The organism is Streptomyces sp. NPDC091279 (assembly GCF_044757465.1).
Classification (GTDB): Bacteria; Actinomycetota; Actinomycetes; order Streptomycetales; family Streptomycetaceae; genus Streptomyces.
Map to the genome: position 1 here is coordinate 631,127 of NZ_JBIVVA010000005.1, position 17,079 is coordinate 648,205.

10 protein-coding genes are annotated in these 17,079 nt (G+C 72.9%); 3 read left to right on the forward strand and 7 right to left on the reverse strand.

Translation table 11 applies throughout. From position 1 onward, the window contains the following. Positions 1 to 29 precede the first annotated feature (29 nt). Together ACIQOU_RS16155 and ACIQOU_RS16160 are read right to left on the reverse strand one after the other, a co-directional pair. On the reverse strand, positions 30 to 3,521 hold the full coding sequence (locus ACIQOU_RS16155) for an ATP-dependent helicase (RefSeq protein WP_401537329.1): 3,492 nt from the start codon (positions 3,519 to 3,521) through the stop codon (positions 30 to 32). A gap of 257 nt (positions 3,522 to 3,778) precedes the next feature. Beyond that, positions 3,779 to 4,165 (reverse strand): MGMT family protein, encoded by a 387-nt coding sequence (locus ACIQOU_RS16160; RefSeq protein ID WP_401537330.1) that lies wholly within the window; start codon positions 4,163 to 4,165, stop codon positions 3,779 to 3,781. 186 nt (positions 4,166 to 4,351) lie between these two features. On the opposite strand from ACIQOU_RS16160, the gene ACIQOU_RS16165 reads away from it, so the two are divergent. From ACIQOU_RS16165 to ACIQOU_RS16175, 3 genes are all read left to right on the forward strand, one after another. Further along, complete coding sequence (locus ACIQOU_RS16165) at positions 4,352 to 7,099, forward strand: YbhN family protein (RefSeq protein WP_401537331.1); 2,748 nt, start codon at positions 4,352 to 4,354, stop codon at positions 7,097 to 7,099. Between the two features lie 79 nt (positions 7,100 to 7,178). Then, positions 7,179 to 8,723 carry an alpha/beta hydrolase gene (locus ACIQOU_RS16170; RefSeq protein WP_401537332.1) on the forward strand — a complete coding sequence of 515 codons (1,545 nt, stop codon included), beginning with the start codon at positions 7,179 to 7,181 and terminating at the stop codon, positions 8,721 to 8,723. Positions 8,724 to 8,859: 136 nt separating this feature from the next. Continuing rightward, positions 8,860 to 10,407 carry an alpha/beta hydrolase gene (locus tag ACIQOU_RS16175; RefSeq protein WP_401537333.1) on the forward strand — a complete coding sequence of 516 codons (1,548 nt, stop codon included), beginning with the start codon at positions 8,860 to 8,862 and terminating at the stop codon, positions 10,405 to 10,407. A 68-nt stretch (positions 10,408 to 10,475) separates the two neighbouring features. On the opposite strand, the gene moeZ is transcribed toward ACIQOU_RS16175, so the two are convergent. The 5 genes from moeZ to ACIQOU_RS16200 form a co-directional block, all read right to left on the reverse strand. Further along, complete coding sequence (moeZ, locus tag ACIQOU_RS16180; RefSeq protein WP_401537334.1) at positions 10,476 to 11,654, reverse strand: adenylyltransferase/sulfurtransferase MoeZ; 1,179 nt, start codon at positions 11,652 to 11,654, stop codon at positions 10,476 to 10,478. Between the two features lie 63 nt (positions 11,655 to 11,717). Further along, positions 11,718 to 12,479 carry a spherulation-specific family 4 protein gene (locus ACIQOU_RS16185; protein WP_401537335.1) on the reverse strand — a complete coding sequence of 254 codons (762 nt, stop codon included), beginning with the start codon at positions 12,477 to 12,479 and terminating at the stop codon, positions 11,718 to 11,720. Continuing rightward, the gene (locus ACIQOU_RS16190; RefSeq protein ID WP_401537336.1) at positions 12,467 to 13,426 is read right to left on the reverse strand and encodes an NAD-dependent epimerase/dehydratase family protein; all 960 of its coding nucleotides are present in this window, start codon (positions 13,424 to 13,426) and stop codon (positions 12,467 to 12,469) included. Before ACIQOU_RS16190 ends, ACIQOU_RS16185 begins: the two co-directional genes overlap by 13 nt. A gap of 130 nt (positions 13,427 to 13,556) precedes the next feature. Next, positions 13,557 to 14,951, reverse strand: coding sequence for a hypothetical protein (locus ACIQOU_RS16195; RefSeq protein WP_401537365.1), 1,395 nt, complete (start codon positions 14,949 to 14,951; stop codon positions 13,557 to 13,559). A 224-nt stretch (positions 14,952 to 15,175) separates the two neighbouring features. Then, complete coding sequence (locus ACIQOU_RS16200) at positions 15,176 to 16,867, reverse strand: DUF3492 domain-containing protein (protein ID WP_401537337.1); 1,692 nt, start codon at positions 16,865 to 16,867, stop codon at positions 15,176 to 15,178. Positions 16,868 to 17,079: the final 212 nt, after the last annotated feature.

Sequence of the window (17,079 nt, forward strand, 5' to 3'; positions counted from 1 at the left end):
GCAGCGGTGGGTGTGGTGGCTCACCCCGGTCACTCGACGATGTGGCGTCCTTCGGGCCTGGCGGTGCAGGAGGCCCGGAACGCGCAGTGCGTGCAGTGCTGTCCGGCGCTCGGCGTGAACCGTTCGTCGAGGACCTTCCCGGCGGCTCCGGCCAGCAGGTCGCCGACCCATTCGCCCTCCAGCGGCTCCTGGGCCTGCACCTTGGGCAGGGTGTCGCCGCCTGCGCGCTGGGCGGCGCCCTGGCGCAGCTGCACCAGTTCGGCGCCGCCGGGCTCGGGGCGTGCGCCGTCGAACGCGTCGTCGACGGCGCCCTCGCGGACGGCCAGCTGGTAGACGGCGAGTTGGGGGTGGCGGGTCACCTCGCGGGAGGTGGGCGCCTGTTTGCCGGTCTTGAAGTCGACGACGTAGGCGCGGCCGTCGGTGTCGGCCTCGACGCGGTCCATGGAGCCGCGGATGCGTACCTCGTAGTCGCCCGCCGCGAGGGTGACGTCGAAGTCGTGCTCGCTGGCCACCGGGGTGCGGCCGGCCCGGTCCATGACGTGCCACTTCAGGAAGCGTTCGAGCGCCACGCGCGCGTTGCTCTTCTCCTGCTCGGACTTCCAGGGCGCGTCGAAGGCGAGCGCGTTCCACACGGAGTCGAGGCGCTCCATGAGGACGGCGAGGTCGGCCGGGGTGTGCCCGGAGGCGACCTCGTCGGCGAGGACGTGCACGACGTTGCCGAAGCCCTGGGCGGTGGTCGCGGGCGCGTCGGCCTTCACCTCGCGGCCCAGGAACCACTGGAGGGCGCAGGTGTTGGCGAGCTGGTCGAGGGCGCTTCCGGAGAGCACGACGGGCTGGTCGCGGTCGCGCAGCGGGACCTTGCTCTCGGTCGGGTCGTCCATGCCCCACCAGCGGTACGGGTGCGCGGCCGGCACCAGCGGGCGGCCGTCCTCGTCGGCGAGGGCGGCGAGCCGCGCCAGCCGGTGCGCGGCGGCCTCCCGCAGCGCCTTGGACGCCTGCGGGTCGACGGTGGTGGCGCGCAGTTCGGCGACGAGCGCGGCGACGGACAGGGGGCGGCGGGGGCGGCCGGTGATGTCCTGGGGTACGACGCCGAGTTCGGTCAGGAAGCGGGAGGGCTGGTCGCCGTCGTCGGCGGGGGCCTTCACCGCGGTGACGACGAGACGCTCTCGCGCGCGCGTGGCGGCCACGTAGAACAGGCGGCGCTCCTCGGCGAGCAGGGCGCCCGGGGTGAGCGGTTCGGCGAGTCCGTCGCGGCCGATGCGGTCGGCCTCCAGGAGGGAGCCGCGGCGGCGCAGGTCGGGCCAGAGCCCTTCTTGCACCCCGGCGACGACGACCAGGCGCCATTCCAGGCCCTTGGAGCGGTGCGCGGTCATCAGGCGGACGGCGTCGGGGCGCACGGCACGCCGGGTGAGGGTGTCGGCGGCGATGTCCTCGGCGTCGATCTCCGCCAGGAAGCTCAGGGCGCCCCGGCCTCCGGTGCGTTCCTCCGCGCGCGCGGCCGTCGCGAACAGCGCGCACACGGCGTCGAGATCGCGGTCGGCGTTGCGTCCGGCGGCCCCGCCGCGCCGGGCGGAGCGCTCCAGGCGGGTGGGCCACGGGGTGCCCTGCCACAGGTCCCACAGCGCCTCTTCGGCGGAGCCGCCGCCCGCGAGTCGTTCCCGGGCCTTGCCGAGCAGCGCGCCCAGGCGCTGGGCACCGCGCGCGTACGCGGGGTCGTGCGCGACGAGCCGCTCGGGCTCCGCCAGCGCCCGCGCGAGCAGTTCGTCGGACGGCCGGGGCAGCGGGTTGCCCGCGGCGCGCTCCTCGTCCCGCAACGCCCGCCCGAGGCGCCGCAGATCGGCGGTGTCCATACCGGCGAGCGGAGAGGCGAGCAGAGCGAGAGCGGTCTCGGTGTCGAGCCAACGAGGGGCGACGGAGGCGCCGTCGTCCCGCGCGGATGCGTTCTGGCTGTCGTCGTCCCGCGCGGGTGCGTTCTGGCTGTCGCCGTCCCGCGCGGGTGCGTTCTGGTTCTCGTCATCCCGCGCGGGTGCGTCGTCGGAAGGCTCCTCACGCCACGCCGCCGCTGCCTCCTCCTCGATCCTCTCGGCGTCCTTCTCCGAAGGGGGGCGTTCGCCGTGGTCGCCGCGCCCGGCCGCCTCCGCCACCACCCGGAGGGCCGTCAGCAGGGGGGCCACCGCTGGTTCGTGGCGCAGGGGGAGGTCGTCGCCGTCGATGTCCAGGGGGACCCCGGCGGCCGTGAGGGCGCGGCGGAGCATCGGGAGGGTGCGGGAGCCGGCGCGCACCAGGACGGCCATCTCGCGCCAGGGGACGCCGTCCTCCAGGTGGGCCCGGCGGAGGATGTCGGCGATGTTGTCGAGTTCCGCGCCGGACGTCGGATACGTGTGGACGTCGACGTGGCCTCCGTCGCGCACCGGGGTGAGTTCGCGATGGGCGCGTACCTTTTCCGCCGGGAGCCGGGTGAGCGGCATGCGCTGGGTGAGCAGCCGCGTCTTGGCGAGCAGGTCGGCGCCGGAACGGCGGGAGGTGCGCAGCACCTGGACGGGCGCGGGGCGTCCGTCCGCGCGCGGGAAGGCGTCCGGGAACTCCAGGATGCCGTTCACGTCGGCGCCCCGGAACGTGTAGATCGACTGGTCGGGGTCGCCGAACGCGACCAGGGTGCGCCCGCCGCCCGCGAGGGCGCGCAACAGTCGTACCTGGGCCGGGTCGGTGTCCTGGTACTCGTCGACGTAGACGGCGTCGTACTGCGCGGCGAGTTGCTGGGCGGTCTCGGGGCGGCCGGCGAGGAGCACCGCGCGGTGGACGAGTTCGGCGTAGTCGAGCACGCCTTGCAGATCGAGCACGTCGAGATACTCGGCGAGGAAGGCGGCCGCCGCGCGCCAGTCGGGGCGGCCGATGCGGCGGGCGAAGGCGTCCAGGGCGCCCGGACCCAGGCCCAGTTCGCGGCTGCGGGCGAGGACCGCGCGGACCTCGTCGGCGAAGCCACGGGTGGTCAGGCAGGCGCGCAGGTCGTCCGGCCAGCGCACGTGCGCGAGGCCGCGCCGTTCCAGGTCGGTCTGGCCGGCGAGCAGGTCGCGCACGGCCACGTCCTGCTCGGGTCCGGACAGCAGCCGCAGCGGCTCGGCGAAGCGGTCGTTGTCCTGCTGGGCGCGGACCAGGGCGTAGCAGAACGAGTGGAAGGTGGTGGCGCGGGGCGCGCGGGCCGTCCCGATGCGCAGTGCCATGCGGTCGCGCAGTTCGACGGCGGCCTTGCGGCTGAACGTCAGCACCAGGACGCGTTCCGGGTCGCCGCCGCGGGCGATGCGGGCGGCCACGGACTCGACGAGGGTGGTGGTCTTGCCGGTGCCGGGGCCGGCGAGGACGAGCAGGGGGCCGGTGGTGTGGTCAACCACGGAGCGCTGGGGTGCGTCCAGACGAGGGGGGTCGGGCCGGGCCGGCGGGGTACGCACCAGTCGGTAAGCGCCACGGTTCCCCTGGCGCACCGGGGGGTGCGTCAGGCGCTTGGTGGAGGAAGAGGAGCTCACGTGGTTCGCCGGTCCTGGTGGGTGTGCTGCTGGTCGGAGCGCCGCGGGTGCGGGGCGGTGATCGCGGGGTGAGGCGGTCGCGTGCGGCCGACGCCGTACCGGCGGAGAGTGTGGAAGCAGGGCTTCCGATTCCTCCCCCGTGGCACGCCTGCCACCTGTGTCCCCCGCCCCTCGAACGTACGGCATACCGCGGTCGTGCCCCCGTTCCCCCGTACGGGTCATGGGCCGTACGCCGGGGTGACGGATGGCGGAAGCTGTCAGGTGTGACCTTCCGCGTGTCCGCCGCCGTCCCAGCGTGCGCGTCGCATGTCGAGGCGCGGCAGGTGGCCCTGGGCGGCCCGGCTCGCTTCCTTGAGGGGCGTGCCCTCGTCGCGGTAGTGGCCGAGGGCGTCGAGTTCGTGACCGGGCAGCAGGGCGCCGTCCGCGCGGACGATCCGCCACCAGGCGACGGCGCCTCCGTAGAGGGCCATCACGCGGCCGACCTGACGGGGTCCGCCCTCCTCCAGCCACTCGGCGACGTCCCCGTACGTCATGACACGCCCGGGCGGCACCAGTTCGGCGACGTCGAGGACGCGCTCGGCGTACTCGGGAAGCGCGTCGGCCTGCTCCGCGCGCGGGTCCCGGGAAAAGCTCTGCTCGCTCATCCCGACCATCCTGCCCCACCCCACCGACAAGGTGACGCCCCGGCGACCGTGCGTGCGCCTCGCCCCTCGGCGGCGCTTCGGGCAGACTGTGCGATCCCGCTTTTGCACCCTGATGCCCCTGTGTGTCGGTGGGGCATGCCACCATCGTGCGGGCGGTGACCGGTGATACCAGACCAGGAAGAGGCGATGAAACAGCAGGGTGCGCAGCCGGAGGACGCGGACAGCGCCTCTGACGCTCCGTCGCGCCCGGACGCCGACGCCGACGCCCCGAAGCGCACCGGCCGGTCCGCGGGCCGCTCCAGGCCGGTGCGCGACGACGACGTTCCGGACGTGGCGCACGTCGACGAGGTCGAGGGCGACGAACCGCTGCTCCCCGCGCGCGTGCACCGCCCGTCGGACCTGATGCGCTTCCTGGTGGGCGTGCTGGCCGTCGTCGTGGTGCTCGGCATCGCCGCGTTCGCGCACGGCACCACCTCGGGGCTCGAACAGGACATCAACAAGGGCACCGGGCAGGCGCCCGACCTGCTCATCAAGATCGCGGGTCTGGCCTCCAGCATCGCGATCCTGCTGGTGCCGGTGGCGTTCGCCATCGAACGGCTGATCAAGCGGGACGGGCTGCGGATCGCCGACGGTGTGCTCGCGGCGGTCCTGGCGCACGGGGTGACCCTGGCGACCGACCTGTGGGTCGCCAAGGGGGCCCCCGCGTCCATCCAAGAAGCGCTCACCCAGCCCTCCCCCAGCGACATCCACGCCCTGACCGATCCGGTGCACGGCTATCTCGCGCCGGTCATCGCGTACATGACCGCCGTCGGCATGTCCCGGCGTCCGCGCTGGCGTGCGGTGCTGTGGATCGTGCTGCTCCTCGACGCGTTCTCGATGCTCGTCACCGGCTACACGACGCCGTTCTCGATCATCCTGACGGTGCTGATCGGCTGGACGGTCGCCTACGGGACGCTGTACGCGGTGGGGTCGCCCAACGTCCGGCCGACCGGGCAGACGCTGATGGCGGGTCTGCGGCACGTCGGTTTCCATCCGGTGAGCGCCGCGCGCCAGGAGGTGCACGAGACGCCGGAGACCGGTGACCGGGGGCGGCGCTATTTCGTCACCCTGGAGGACGGTCCACCGCTGGACGTGACGGTCGTCGACCGTGAACAGCAGGCTCAGGGGTTCTTCTATCGCGCGTGGCGCAATCTGACGTTGCGCGGGTTCGCCACCCGCAGCAGTCTCCAGTCGCTGCGCCAGGCCCTGGAGCAGGAGGCACTGCTGGCGTACGCGGCCATCGCGGCCGGCGCCAACGCGCCCAAGCTGATCGCGACCTCGGAGCTGGGTCCCGACGCCGTGATGCTCATCTACGAGCACACCGGCGGACGCACCCTGGACACGCTGTCCGACGACGAGATCACCGACGATCTGCTGCGTGACACCTGGCATCAGGTGCGGGCCTTGCAGTCCCGTCGGATCGCCCACCGCAGGCTGGTGGGTGACGCGATCCTGGTGGATCGTTCCGGCACGGTGATCCTCACCGATCTGCGGGTCGGGGAGATCGCGGCCGGTGATCTGCTGCTGCGCATGGACGTCTCGCAGCTGCTGGTGACCCTGGGGCTGCGGGTGGGCGCCGAGCGGACGGTGGCGTCCGCGTTGAACGTGCTCGGTCCTGACGCCGTCGCCGACTGTCTGCCGATGCTCCAGCCCATCGCGCTCTCCCGCACCTCGCGCGCGACCCTGCGCAAGCTGGCCCGGGAACGTGCCGAGCGTGAGCGGGAAGCGGCCCTGGAGGCGGCCCGGCTCGCCAAGCAGGCGCGCCTGGAGGAGGCCGAGGACGACGCGGGCGTGCCCGTGCTCGACAAGCCCGACAAGAAGGCCGTACGCGCCGAGCAGCGGGCCGAGAAGCGGGCCGTGGACGAGGCGCTGGAGGAGGCCCGCGAGGAGGATCTGCTCACGCTGATCCGGCACGCGGTGCTGCGCATCAGGCCGCAGGCACCGGTCGAACCGGCCCGGCTGGAGCGGGTCAGACCGCGCACGCTGATCAGTTTCATGGCCGGCGCGATCGGCGCGTACTTCCTGCTGACGCAGCTCACCCACATCGAGTTCGGGCCGCTCATCGCCAACGCGCAGTGGGGGTGGGTCGCGGCGGCGGTGCTGTTCTCGGCGTGCAGTTACTTCGCGGCGGCGATGGCGCTGCTGGGGTTCGTGCCGGAGCGGGTGCCGTTCCTGCGGACGGTGGGGGCGCAGGTCGCCGGGTCGTTCGTCAAGATCGTCGCACCGGCCGCGGTGGGCGGGGTCGCCCTCAATACGCGCTTCCTGCAACGCGCGGGGGTGCGGCCGGGGCTGGCGGTGGCGAGTGTCGGCGCCTCTCAGTTGTTCGGCCTCGGCTGTCACATCCTGATGCTGCTGTCGTTCGGCTATCTGACCGGCACCGAGAAGACGCCGTCGTTGTCGCCGTCCCGGACGGTCATCGCCGGTCTGTTGACGGTCGCGGTGCTAATCCTGGTGGTGACCTCGGTGCCGTTCCTGCGGAAGTTCGTCGTCACGCGCGTACGGTCGCTGTTCGCGGGTGTCGTGCCGCGCATGCTGGACGTGCTCCAGCGGCCGCAGAAGCTCGTCACCGGCATCGGCGGCATGCTGCTGCTGACCGCCTGCTTCGTGATGTGTCTGGACGCCTCGATCCGCGCGTTCGGCGACGAGACGACGTCGTTGAGCATCGCGAGCGTCGCGGTGGTCTTCCTGGCGGGCAACGCGCTCGGTTCGGCGGCCCCGACGCCGGGTGGCGTGGGCGCCGTGGAGGCGACCCTGACGGTCGGTCTGATCGCCATCGGCCTCCCCAAGGAGGTCGCGGCCCCGGCCGTACTGCTGTTCCGGCTGCTGACGCTCTGGCTGCCGGTGCTGCCGGGCTGGCTGGCCTTCAACCACCTCTCCCGCAAGGGTTCGCTCTAGCCGCACGCGCGCGTGGGGCCGTACCTCGGACGGACCGCGGCCCCGAGCGCCCTGCCGTGCCCGACCGCAGGATGGGTTCATGTCGAACCCTTCCCGCGCGCGTGCCGCCGCCCTGTCCGCCAGCGCCGTGCTGTTGTCCTCCTTCCTGGCGGGCTGCGGCGACGGCAACCAGGACGTGGATCTGGGGGCCCAGAAGCTGAGCTGGAAGGACTGCCCGGCCCCGTCCGAGGCGGAGGGCGGCGGCACCTCCCCGTCCCCGCTGCCGGGCGGCGCGCGCTGGGAGTGCGCCACCATGAAGGCGCCGCTGGACTGGGGCAAGCCCAAGGGCGACACGATCGGTCTGGCGCTGGTGCGGGCGAAGGCGAGCGGCGCCGCGAGCAAACGGATCGGTTCGCTCGTCTTCAACTTCGGTGGCCCGGGCGGCTCCGGCGTCACCACGCTGCCCGCCTTCGGCACCGACTACGCGAAACTCCGCACCCGCTACGACCTGGTGAGTTTCGATCCGCGCGGGGTCGGCCGCAGCGCGCCCGTGCAGTGCGAGAGCGACGAACAGCTCGACACGTACTTCCAGCAGGACGCGGCCCCCGACAACGCGGCCGAGCGCACGAAGCTGATCGCCAACACCAAGAAGTTCAACGCGGCCTGCGAGAAGAACTCCAAGAGGATGCTGCCGCACGTCCGCACCACCGACGCGGCCCGCGACATGGACCTGATGCGCCAGGTGCTCGGCGACGACAAGCTGCACTACTTCGGCATCTCGTACGGCACCGAACTCGGCGGCGTCTACGCCCACTTGTTCCCGGGGCATGTGGGGCGGGCCGTGTTCGACGGGGTCGTCGACCCGACGCAGAACTCCGAACAGGGTTCGCTCGGGCAGGCCAAGGGCTTCCAACTGGCGCTCGACAACTTCGCCGACAACTGCACCTCGCAGGTCAAGGACTGTCCGGTCGGCGACACCGCCCAGGACGTCAAGAACAAGATCGCCAAGCTGCTCAAGGACCTGGGCCGCAAGCCGATCCCCGGCATCTTCCCGCGCGAGCTGACCCAGACCGCGGCGACCAACGGCATCGCGCAGTCGCTGTACTCGAAGGACTTCTGGGAGTACCTCACCGAGGGTCTGGAGCAGGCCTACGACGGGGATGGCCGGGTCCTGATGCTGCTGTCCGACTCGATGAACGGGCGCAGCGAGAACGGCAAGTACAGCAACATCACCGCGGCGAACATCGCGATCAACTGCGCCGACGACAAGCCCCGGTACACCGTCGCCGACGTGCAGAGCAAGCTGCCCGAGTTCCGGGCCGCGTCCCCCGTGTTCGGGGACTTCCTCGCCTGGTCCATGGTCAGCTGCACCGACTGGGCGGTGCCCGGTGCCGCCGACCATCCGGACGTGAGCGCGCCCGGCTCGGCGCCGATCCTCGTGGTGGGCAACACCGGTGACCCGGCGACCCCGTACGAGGGGGCCAAGAAGATGGTGGACGCCCTGGGCAAGGGGGTCGGTGTGGAGCTGACGTACAAGGGTCAGGGGCACGGCGCCTACGACAGCAAGGACAAGTGCGTGCAGAGCGCGGTGAACGGCTACCTGCTGGACGGCAAGGTACCGGCGGCGGGCACCGTCTGCTCCTGAGACCGGGCCCGAAAACCCGCAAAAGTCGCAGGTCAGAAGGTTATCCACAGGGTCAAACGGGATCGGCCTGGTCCGCCTACCATGGCCTCACCGCCGTTCGCCACTCGGTGCGGACGGCTCGTGAGGGGGGGCACGCATGAGGGGATTCCTGTGGTGGGCGGCGCTCGGCGCCACCGCCGCGCTGCTGGTGACGGGGTGCGGTGGCGGTGGGTCCGGGTCGAACGGCGATGCCAGGACCGGCAAGGAGACGCCGTCGTCGGACGGCTCCTCCGCTCCGGCGGCCGCGCTGCCCACGTCCCTGACCGGGCAACGGCTCGACTGGGCGCCGTGCAAGGCCACCGCGGACTCGCCCACGCCGGGCGGCGACTGGCGGTGCGCGACGTTGAGGGCGCCGCTGGACTGGGCGAAGCCGGCCGGCGAGACGATCGGCCTGGCCCTGATCCGCGCCACGGCCCAGGGGAAGGACCGGGTCGGCTCGCTGCTGTTCAACTTCGGTGGGCCCGGCGGCTCGGGGGTGTCCACGATGCCGTCGTACGCGACGTCGGCGTCCGCGTTGCGTGAGCGGTACGACCTGGTGAGCTGGGACCCGCGCGGGGTCGGCGCCAGCGAGGGCGTCCGCTGCCGCACCGACCGGCGGATCGAGGCCGCCGAGAGCATCGACGCCACCCCGGACACCCCGGCCGAGGAGAAGGCGTACTTCCAGGACGCCGCCGACTTCGGCCAGGGCTGCCGCAAGGCCGCGGGCAAGCTGATGGCCCACGTGTCGACGACGGACACGGCCCGCGACATGGACCTGATGCGCCAGGTGCTCGGCGACGACAAGCTGCACTACTTCGGCATCTCGTACGGCACCGAACTCGGCGGCGTCTACGCCCACTTGTTCCCGAAGCGGGTGGGTCGGCTGGTCCTGGACGCGGTCGTCGACCCGACGGCCGACACGGTCGGGCACGCGAAGAACCAGGCCAGGGGATTTCAGCGGGCGCTCGACGACTACCTCGACTCGACCGGCCAGGACCCCGAGCAGGGCACCATGAAGATCGCGGCGCTGCTGCGGCGGATCGACGCGACGCCGCTGCCCACGTCGTCCGGACGGAAGCTGACCCAGACGCTGGCCACCACCGGCATCGTGCTGCCGCTGTACAGCAAGTCCGGCTGGCCGACGCTGACCAGCGCCCTGGACGCGGCCCAAAAGGGCGATGGCTCCGAGCTGCTGGAGCTGGCCGACGGCTACAACGACCGGGACGCCTCGGGGCGCTACGGCACGGGGAGCCACTCCCAACGGGTCATATCGTGCCTGGACGAACGGCAGCGGCCGACGCCCGAGCAGATGAGGAAGCTGCTGCCGGCCTTCGAGAAGATCTCGCCGGTGTTCGGGGACTACCTCGGCTGGGACGCGGCAGGCTGGTGCCACGACTGGCCGGTGGCCGGGCAGTACGTCACCCCGGAGGTGAGCGCGGCCGGTGCGGCACCGGTCCTCGTGGTCGGCAACACCGGCGACCCGGCGACCCCGTACGAGGGGGCCCGGAAGATGGCCGACGAGCTGAGCAAGGGCGTCGGTGTCCTGCTGACCTGGAAGGGCGAGGGGCACGGCGCGTACAGCGCCGGGAGCACCTGCGTGGACTCGACGGTGAACGCGTACCTGCTCAAGGGCACGGTGCCGAAGGACGGCACGGTCTGCTCCTGACGACGACGGGGGCTCCCCGCAACGGCGAACGCGCTGCGCGAAGCCCCCGCCGTGCGAAGGACGTCAGGTCAGTAGACGGGCTTGTCCGGCTCGATCTGGTGGACCCAGCCGATCACGCCGCCGCCGACGTGCACGGCGTCGGAGAAGCCCGCGGACTTCAGGACCGCGAGGACTTCCGCACTGCGGACCCCCGTCTTGCAGTGCAGGACGATCTTCTTGTCCTGCGGGAGGTTCGCCAGGGCGGTGCCCATGAGGAACTCGTTCTTCGGGATCAGCTTGGCGCCGGGGATCGAGACGATCTCGTACTCGTTGACCTCGCGGACATCGATGATCTCGATGTTCTCGCCGTCGTCGATCCACTCCTTGAGCTGCTTCGGAGTGATCGTCGAACCGGCCGCCGCCTCCTGGGCCTCTTCGGAGACGACGCCGCAAAAGGCCTCGTAGTCGATGAGTTCGGTGACGGTCGGGTTGTCGCCGCAGACCGCGCAGTCGGGGTCCTTGCGGACCTTGACCTGGCGGTACTGCATCTCCAGGGCGTCGTAGATCATCAGGCGGCCGACCAGCGGGTCGCCGATGCCGGTGAGGACCTTGATCGCCTCGGTGACCTGGATGGAGCCGATGGACGCGCACAGCACGCCCAGGACGCCGCCCTCGGCGCAGGAGGGGACCATGCCCGGCGGCGGGGGCTCCGGATAGAGGCAGCGGTAGCACGGGCCGTGCTCGGACCAGAAGACGGAGGCCTGACCATCGAAACGGTAGATCGAACCCCACACGTACGGCTTGTTGAGCAGCACGCACGCGTCGTTGACCAGGTAGCGGGTGGCGAAGTTGTCCGTGCCGTCGACGATCAGGTCGTACTGGCTGAAGATGTCCATCACGTTCTCGGCTTCGAGCCGCTCTTGGTGAAGGATCACGTTCACGTACGGGTTGATGCCCAGGACGCTGTCCCGCGCGGACTCGGCCTTGGAGCGGCCGATGTCGGCCTGGCTGTGGATGATCTGGCGTTGCAGGTTCGACTCGTCCACCTCGTCGAACTCCACGATGCCGAGCGTGCCGACACCCGCGGCCGCCAGGTACATCAGCGCCGGCGAGCCCAGGCCGCCGGCGCCCACACACAGCACCTTCGCGTTCTTCAGCCGCTTCTGCCCGTCCATCCCGACGTCGGGGATGATCAGGTGGCGGGAGTACCTGCGGACCTCGTCTACGGTGAGCTCAGCAGCTGGCTCAACCAGGGGTGGCAGCGACACGGGGACTCCGTTGATCGGTCAATCACTACAGTTGTTCTCCCTGTAACACTGCCACGCCCCTCATCATTCCGAGACACTCGTTCCGATCCGCGAGACGATCTCGTCCCAGTAACCGGGCATCGTCTCCCACGGGTCGAGGTGGCCGCCGCGATCGGTGCGGTCGGTGAAGTAGATCGTCGAGGCGCCCTGCCAGCGGGCGATGCGCAGCGCCTCGTCGAGGTGGCCCAGGGGCACCCCGTGGACGAAGTGGCAGAACCGCTCGGGCGGGTAGTCGGCGGTCCACTCGGCCGCCTGCGACCAGCGGTACTCGCTCCAGGGCCCGGTGAACGTGACCAACTGGTCGGCGTTCTCGGCGTACCCGGGGTACGGGTGGCTGCCGTGGCCGAGGACGATGTGCGCCCCGGCGCGCAGGGTGCGCAGAGCGGTGACGGTGCGGCGGATCTCGGGGAGACCGGCGCGTTCGGTCGGGCAGCGGTCCAGGAGGAAGCCGTCGACGCGGTACCAGTCGGCGTACCGGTGCGCCTCGGAGAGCAACTCGCCGAAGCCGCGGGCGCCGTGGACGGTGTCGAGGTGGCCCAGGACCCGCACGCCCGCGTTGCGCAGCCGCCCGGTGGCCTCCAGGCAGTGCGGGTCGGGGCGGGCGCCGGGTCCGTCGGCGACGTTGAGGACGACCCAGTGCAAGGGGGTGCCGGGGCGGGTGAGTTCGCCCCATTCGGTGGGCGCGAGCAGGGGGTGCGCGTAGCCGGGGATGCCGAAGCCGGTGTGGACGCCGGTGGCCGTGCCGGTGGTGGTGCCGCCCGTGCAGGCGCTGGTCAGATGCGGCATGCCGCCTCCATCCAGATGTCGGCGAGGGACTCCTCCAGGTTGATGCGGGGCCGCCAGCCGAGCCGGTCGCGCGCGGTGCGCACGTCGGCCTGCTGCCAGGTGCCGCAGCCGTCGGGGTACGGGTACGCGGCCGGGGGCAGGTGGTCGCCCTCGCCCCGGGGGTGGCCGATGGGGCCGCGCAGGGCGCCGGGCGGGCCGTCGAGTTCATGGAGGGCGCCGCCGTATCCGGCCACGCGGGCGAGCACGGCGGCGGCGTCGCGGAGTCGGACGGCCCGGCCGGAGCCGATGTTGATGACGCCCTGGGCGGCCGAGAGCGAGGCGGCGTGCACCGCGCGGGCCACGTCGCGGACGTCGACGAAGTCGCGTTGGACACCGAGGCCGGTGAGTTTCAGCTCGCCGTCGCCGGACTGCATGGCCCGGCGCATGGCCTCGGCGAGGCGGCCGAGCGGCGATCCGGCGGGCGTGCCGGGTCCGGCCGGGGAGAAGACGCGCAGTACGACGGCGTCCAGACCGGAGCCGAGGACGAGTTCGGTGGCGGCGAGTTTGCTGACGCCGTACGGGCCGCCGGGGCGGGGCACCGCGTCCTCGGCCGTGGAGGAACCGGGCTGGCTGGGGCCGTACTCGGCGCCGCAGCCGATCTGCACCAGTCGGGCACCGCAGCCGCTGCGCCGCAGTGCCTCGCAGACGGTGGCGACGGCGACGGTGTTGTGGCGGGTGAGTTCGCGGGCGCCGCCCCGGGTGGTGCCGGCGCAGTTGACGACGACGCCCGGGTGGACCGCGTCCAGGAACCGGGTGAGGGCGCCGGGGCTGCCGGAGGCGAGGTCGAAACGGACGTCGGCGTCGTCGCCGCGGCCGAGCGCGGTGAGCTGGACGGCCGGGTCGGCGAGCAGGCGGTCGGCGACGAAACGGCCGAGGTAGCCGTTGGCTCCGATGAGCAGGACCCTCATCGCGCGACTCCCGGGGCCGAGCGCTCGGGTCGGGACGTGATCATCTGGCGTTCTCCTTCGAAGAGAGTGGTGCGGTCGCCGAGGGCGTTGGGGCCGGGGGCCGGCGACGGAGAAAGGGGCGGTCGCCGCGTCAGCACGGCGGGTCCGGTGGGGCGTGGGCCGAGGCCCGGGTGAGGGTGCGGGTCGCGTGGATCAGCAGGGTCAGGGCCGCCGCCGCGCACACGAGGGACGGCACGCTGCCTGGCCCCCAGGTGTCGGTCAGCGTCGTGACGGGGGTGGCCAGGAACGCCCAGCCGGGCAGGCGGCCCGCGAACACCGAGGCCAGGGCCACCGCTTCGGCCGTGGCGGCGGCGGTGAGGACGAGAGCGGGCGCGCGGGTGGAGCCGTGTGTGAAGAGGAGGCGGGCGAGGAAGAGGAGGGAGCCGAGGGTGAGCGCCTGGGCGAGATGCGCGGGTTCACCGAGGACGGCGCCGGACGCGGCGAGCAGCACGGCCAGCGCGCCCAGGTACAGAGCGAAGACGCCGAGCAGCAACGGCCTTACGGAGGCCCTGAATTCCGCGAGACCGCGACTGACCGCCAGTGTGCGCCGGGCGCGCACGGTGAGGAGGTGCGCGCCCCAGGCCGCGGGGGCGCAGGACAGGGCGAGCGCCAGGAAGGGGGCGGCGGCGAGGGGCCAAGGTCCGTCGGGGGTGCCGTCGGGCAGGACGTCGGGGCCCGCGGCGACGGCGGCGTCCAGGAGTCCGTCGCCCAGGAGGAGGTAGCCGAGCAGCCAGAACGTCCAGGTACGCAGGCCGGATCGGTACGGGAAGGCCGCCGCGAGGGAACGGGGTTCGCGGGCGAGGGGGCCGCGCTTGAGGGCCGCGCGCAGGCCGAGGGCAACGGCGAGGAGGCCGACGGCGGCCACGGTCAGCCGGGGGCGGCCGTCGGTGAGGCGCAGGCCGGTGACGGTCGCCGCGCAGAGGAGGCCGGGAAGGAGGGTGCGCAGGGCCCAGCCGGTGCGGGCCGGGGTGGGCGCGGGGGGCTGCGGGGGTGGTGCCGTCTGTTCGTCGCGGGAGACACGGGCGTACATCTCCTCCGCGAGGGAGAAGACGTCCCGGTGCCTGAAGCGGGTGGCGGTGCGGTCGGTGACGCCGTGGGCCTCCAGTGCGGCGGCGATCTCCAAGGGGTCGACGGCCCGTTCGCACAGGCGGCGGTGCCGGTGCAGCAGCGCCTTGACCGGGTCGGCGGCGGCACGCCGGGGCACGGGCTGCCGACGGGCGGGAGGCGCGTCGGAACGACCCCGGCGCGCACCGACACCGGTTTCCCGCCCGAGCCGCACCCCACCACCGACCTCACGGTCGAGGGGGGCGGGGGCGGGGGGGACGGGGGTGGCTTCGACACCAGGGTCGACGGCAGGTTCGGCGGGGGCGGGGGCGGGGGCGGGGGCGGGGGCGGGGGCGGCAGAAGTATCGGCGCCCCAGACGCCAACTCCACCCCCACTCCCACCCCCACCCCCACCCTCCAGTGCAGGACCGTTCACTCGCATCGCCGAAACCTCGGTCTCCCCGTCCAGAGCCACGCTCTCCCCCTCCAGAGCCTCGCTCTCCCCCTCCAGAGCCACGGTCTCTCCTTCCAGGGCCTCCGTCCCCCCGTCCAGCCAACCCCGCGACCGGTCGTCCCAGCCCCCGGGGCTGACCGGCGTACCAGGCCGGTCCAGGCCACCGCTCCCCTCCGGCGTGCCCACGCCCGCCGTCTCTCCCCTCCCGTTCATCACGCCCCCTCCGCTGCCCGGAAGGCGTTGGTGTGGGCCGGGGGTGTGGCCCAGGCCGGGCGGAGCGGGCGGGTGGCGTCGGTCCAGTGGCCGGGGACGTGGGATTCGGCCGGGACGGCGAACGGGACGGGGTCGCCGGTGGCGTCGAGGACCGGGCGCCGTACCGGCGTGTGGGAGACGATCTCCAGGTAGAGGCCGTGGAACGCGGTGGTGTTCTGCTCGACGGTGAACAGTTCGAGTGCGCGGGCGCGGGCGGCGGCACCGAGGCGCTCACGGCGTTCGGGGTCGCGCAGCAGTGTCACGCACGCCTCGGCGAGCGCCCTGGGGTTGCGCGGCGGTACCACGAGCCCCGTTCCGCCGATGACCTCCACGACCGCGCCGACGTCGGTCGAGACGGTGGCCCGCGCACAGAACATGGCCTCCACGAGCCCGGCGGGGAAGGCCTCGACGACGCTGGAGAGCACGCTCACCGCGCCCGATCCGTAGGCGTCGGCGAGTGTCGGCAGGTCGGGGCCGCCGATCTCCTCGAAGGAGACGGGGTTGTCACCGACGGCGTGGAGTCCGTCGGCCTCGTCGGGGAAGAGCTGGGCGGCGAGGGCACGGCAGTGGCCGAGGTAGGCCTCGCCCTCGGGGCCGGCCGGGGTGCCGATGATCCGCAGTCGGGTCGTGGGTTCCTCCTTGCGCACCTCGGCGAAGGCGTGCAGCAGGGACACCAGGTCCTTGGCGGGTTCGACGCGGCCGACCCAGACGAGCGTGTCGGGGTCGGCGCCCTCGGGGGCCTCGCCGATCTCGGCGAAGGGGGCGGCGTCCATGCCGGGGTGGATGGTGCGGAGCTTGGCGCGGTCGGCGCCGCAGCGTTCCTGCCAGCGGCGGGCGTGGGCGTTGCCGGGTGTGACGAGGGTGGCGCGGGTGTAGATCTCGCCGGCGAGGCGGCCGTGGAAGGCGGCGAGCAGGGAGCGTACAGCGGGTGGGGCGGCGGTGGCGGCGAGGTACTGGCCGCGCAGGTGGACGCCGTACTCGGTGACCAGGAGGGGGATGCCGAAGAAGTGCCGGGCGAGCAGTCCGGGCAGGGCGGCGGCGCCGCCGGAGGCCGCGTGGCACAGGTCGACGGTGCCGAGGCCGTCGTTGTCGTACCAGTCGAGGGAGAGGGGGCGCAGGGCGCGTTCGAGGTGGGCGGTGACGGCGAGGAGTTCCGGGAGGCGGGCCTCTCGGGCCGGGCGTTGGGCGCCGGGCGTGCGACAGGCGCGTTCGAGGGCGCGTACTGCGGTCTCGGAGCGGAGTGCGGCGACCAGGCCGCCTTCGTCGCGGGCGAGTTCGGCGAGTCCGTACAGCGCGCTGCCGAAACGGTCCGCCTCAACTGCGGTGGCCTCTGTCGCGGTGGCGGCGGGGTTGGTGACGCCGCCCGTGCACAGGGCGGTGACGAGGTCGCCGTAGGCCTCGGTGAAGCGGCGGCGGGCGCGGCGGCCGTAGGTCGCTCCGTCGTCGGCGGCGGTCCACAGGGGCGCGGTGTGCACCCGGCTGACCTGCGGCGGCAGGGGGACGTGGCCCTCGTTCGCCTGGCGTGCGGTGCGGCTGAGCGCGTAGATGTGGAATTCGTGCTGCTCCAGCCCGCGCACGAGCCGGTCGCACCAGGGCCTGGCGTCACCGCTCAGATATGGATAGCCACCCTCTGTGAGCAGTCCTATACGCACGTCCGCACCCCCGATCTCCCGTATGGGGAGCCGCCGTTGGTCCGGCGGCTCGCAGCGGGAAGAACGTATGCGGACAAGGCGGTGGTGGGGGGGGGGGGGGGGGGGGGGGCCCCCCCCCACGCGGGGGCCGGCCGCCACACGACGCCGCGGGGGGGGGGGGGGCCCGGCCGGGCCGCCACCCACGACGAGGGCGAAACCCACCGCCGGCCCGG

What these genes read in the sequence shown, in the direction of transcription:
- ACIQOU_RS16165 (WP_401537331.1), top strand. Translation starts at nt 4,352, where the DNA reads ATGAAACAGCAGGGTGCGCAGCCGGAGGACGCGGACAGCGCCTCTGAC.
- ACIQOU_RS16175 (WP_401537333.1), top strand. Translation starts at nt 8,860, where the DNA reads ATGAGGGGATTCCTGTGGTGGGCGGCGCTCGGCGCCACCGCCGCGCTG.
- ACIQOU_RS16190 (WP_401537336.1), bottom strand. Translation starts at nt 13,426, where the DNA reads ATGAGGGTCCTGCTCATCGGAGCCAACGGCTACCTCGGCCGTTTCGTC.
- ACIQOU_RS16170 (WP_401537332.1), top strand. Translation starts at nt 7,179, where the DNA reads ATGTCGAACCCTTCCCGCGCGCGTGCCGCCGCCCTGTCCGCCAGCGCC.
- ACIQOU_RS16160 (WP_401537330.1), bottom strand. Translation starts at nt 4,165, where the DNA reads ATGAGCGAGCAGAGCTTTTCCCGGGACCCGCGCGCGGAGCAGGCCGAC.
- ACIQOU_RS16185 (WP_401537335.1), bottom strand. Translation starts at nt 12,479, where the DNA reads ATGCCGCATCTGACCAGCGCCTGCACGGGCGGCACCACCACCGGCACG.
- ACIQOU_RS16195 (WP_401537365.1), bottom strand. Translation starts at nt 14,951, where the DNA reads ATGCGAGTGAACGGTCCTGCACTGGAGGGTGGGGGTGGGGGTGGGAGT.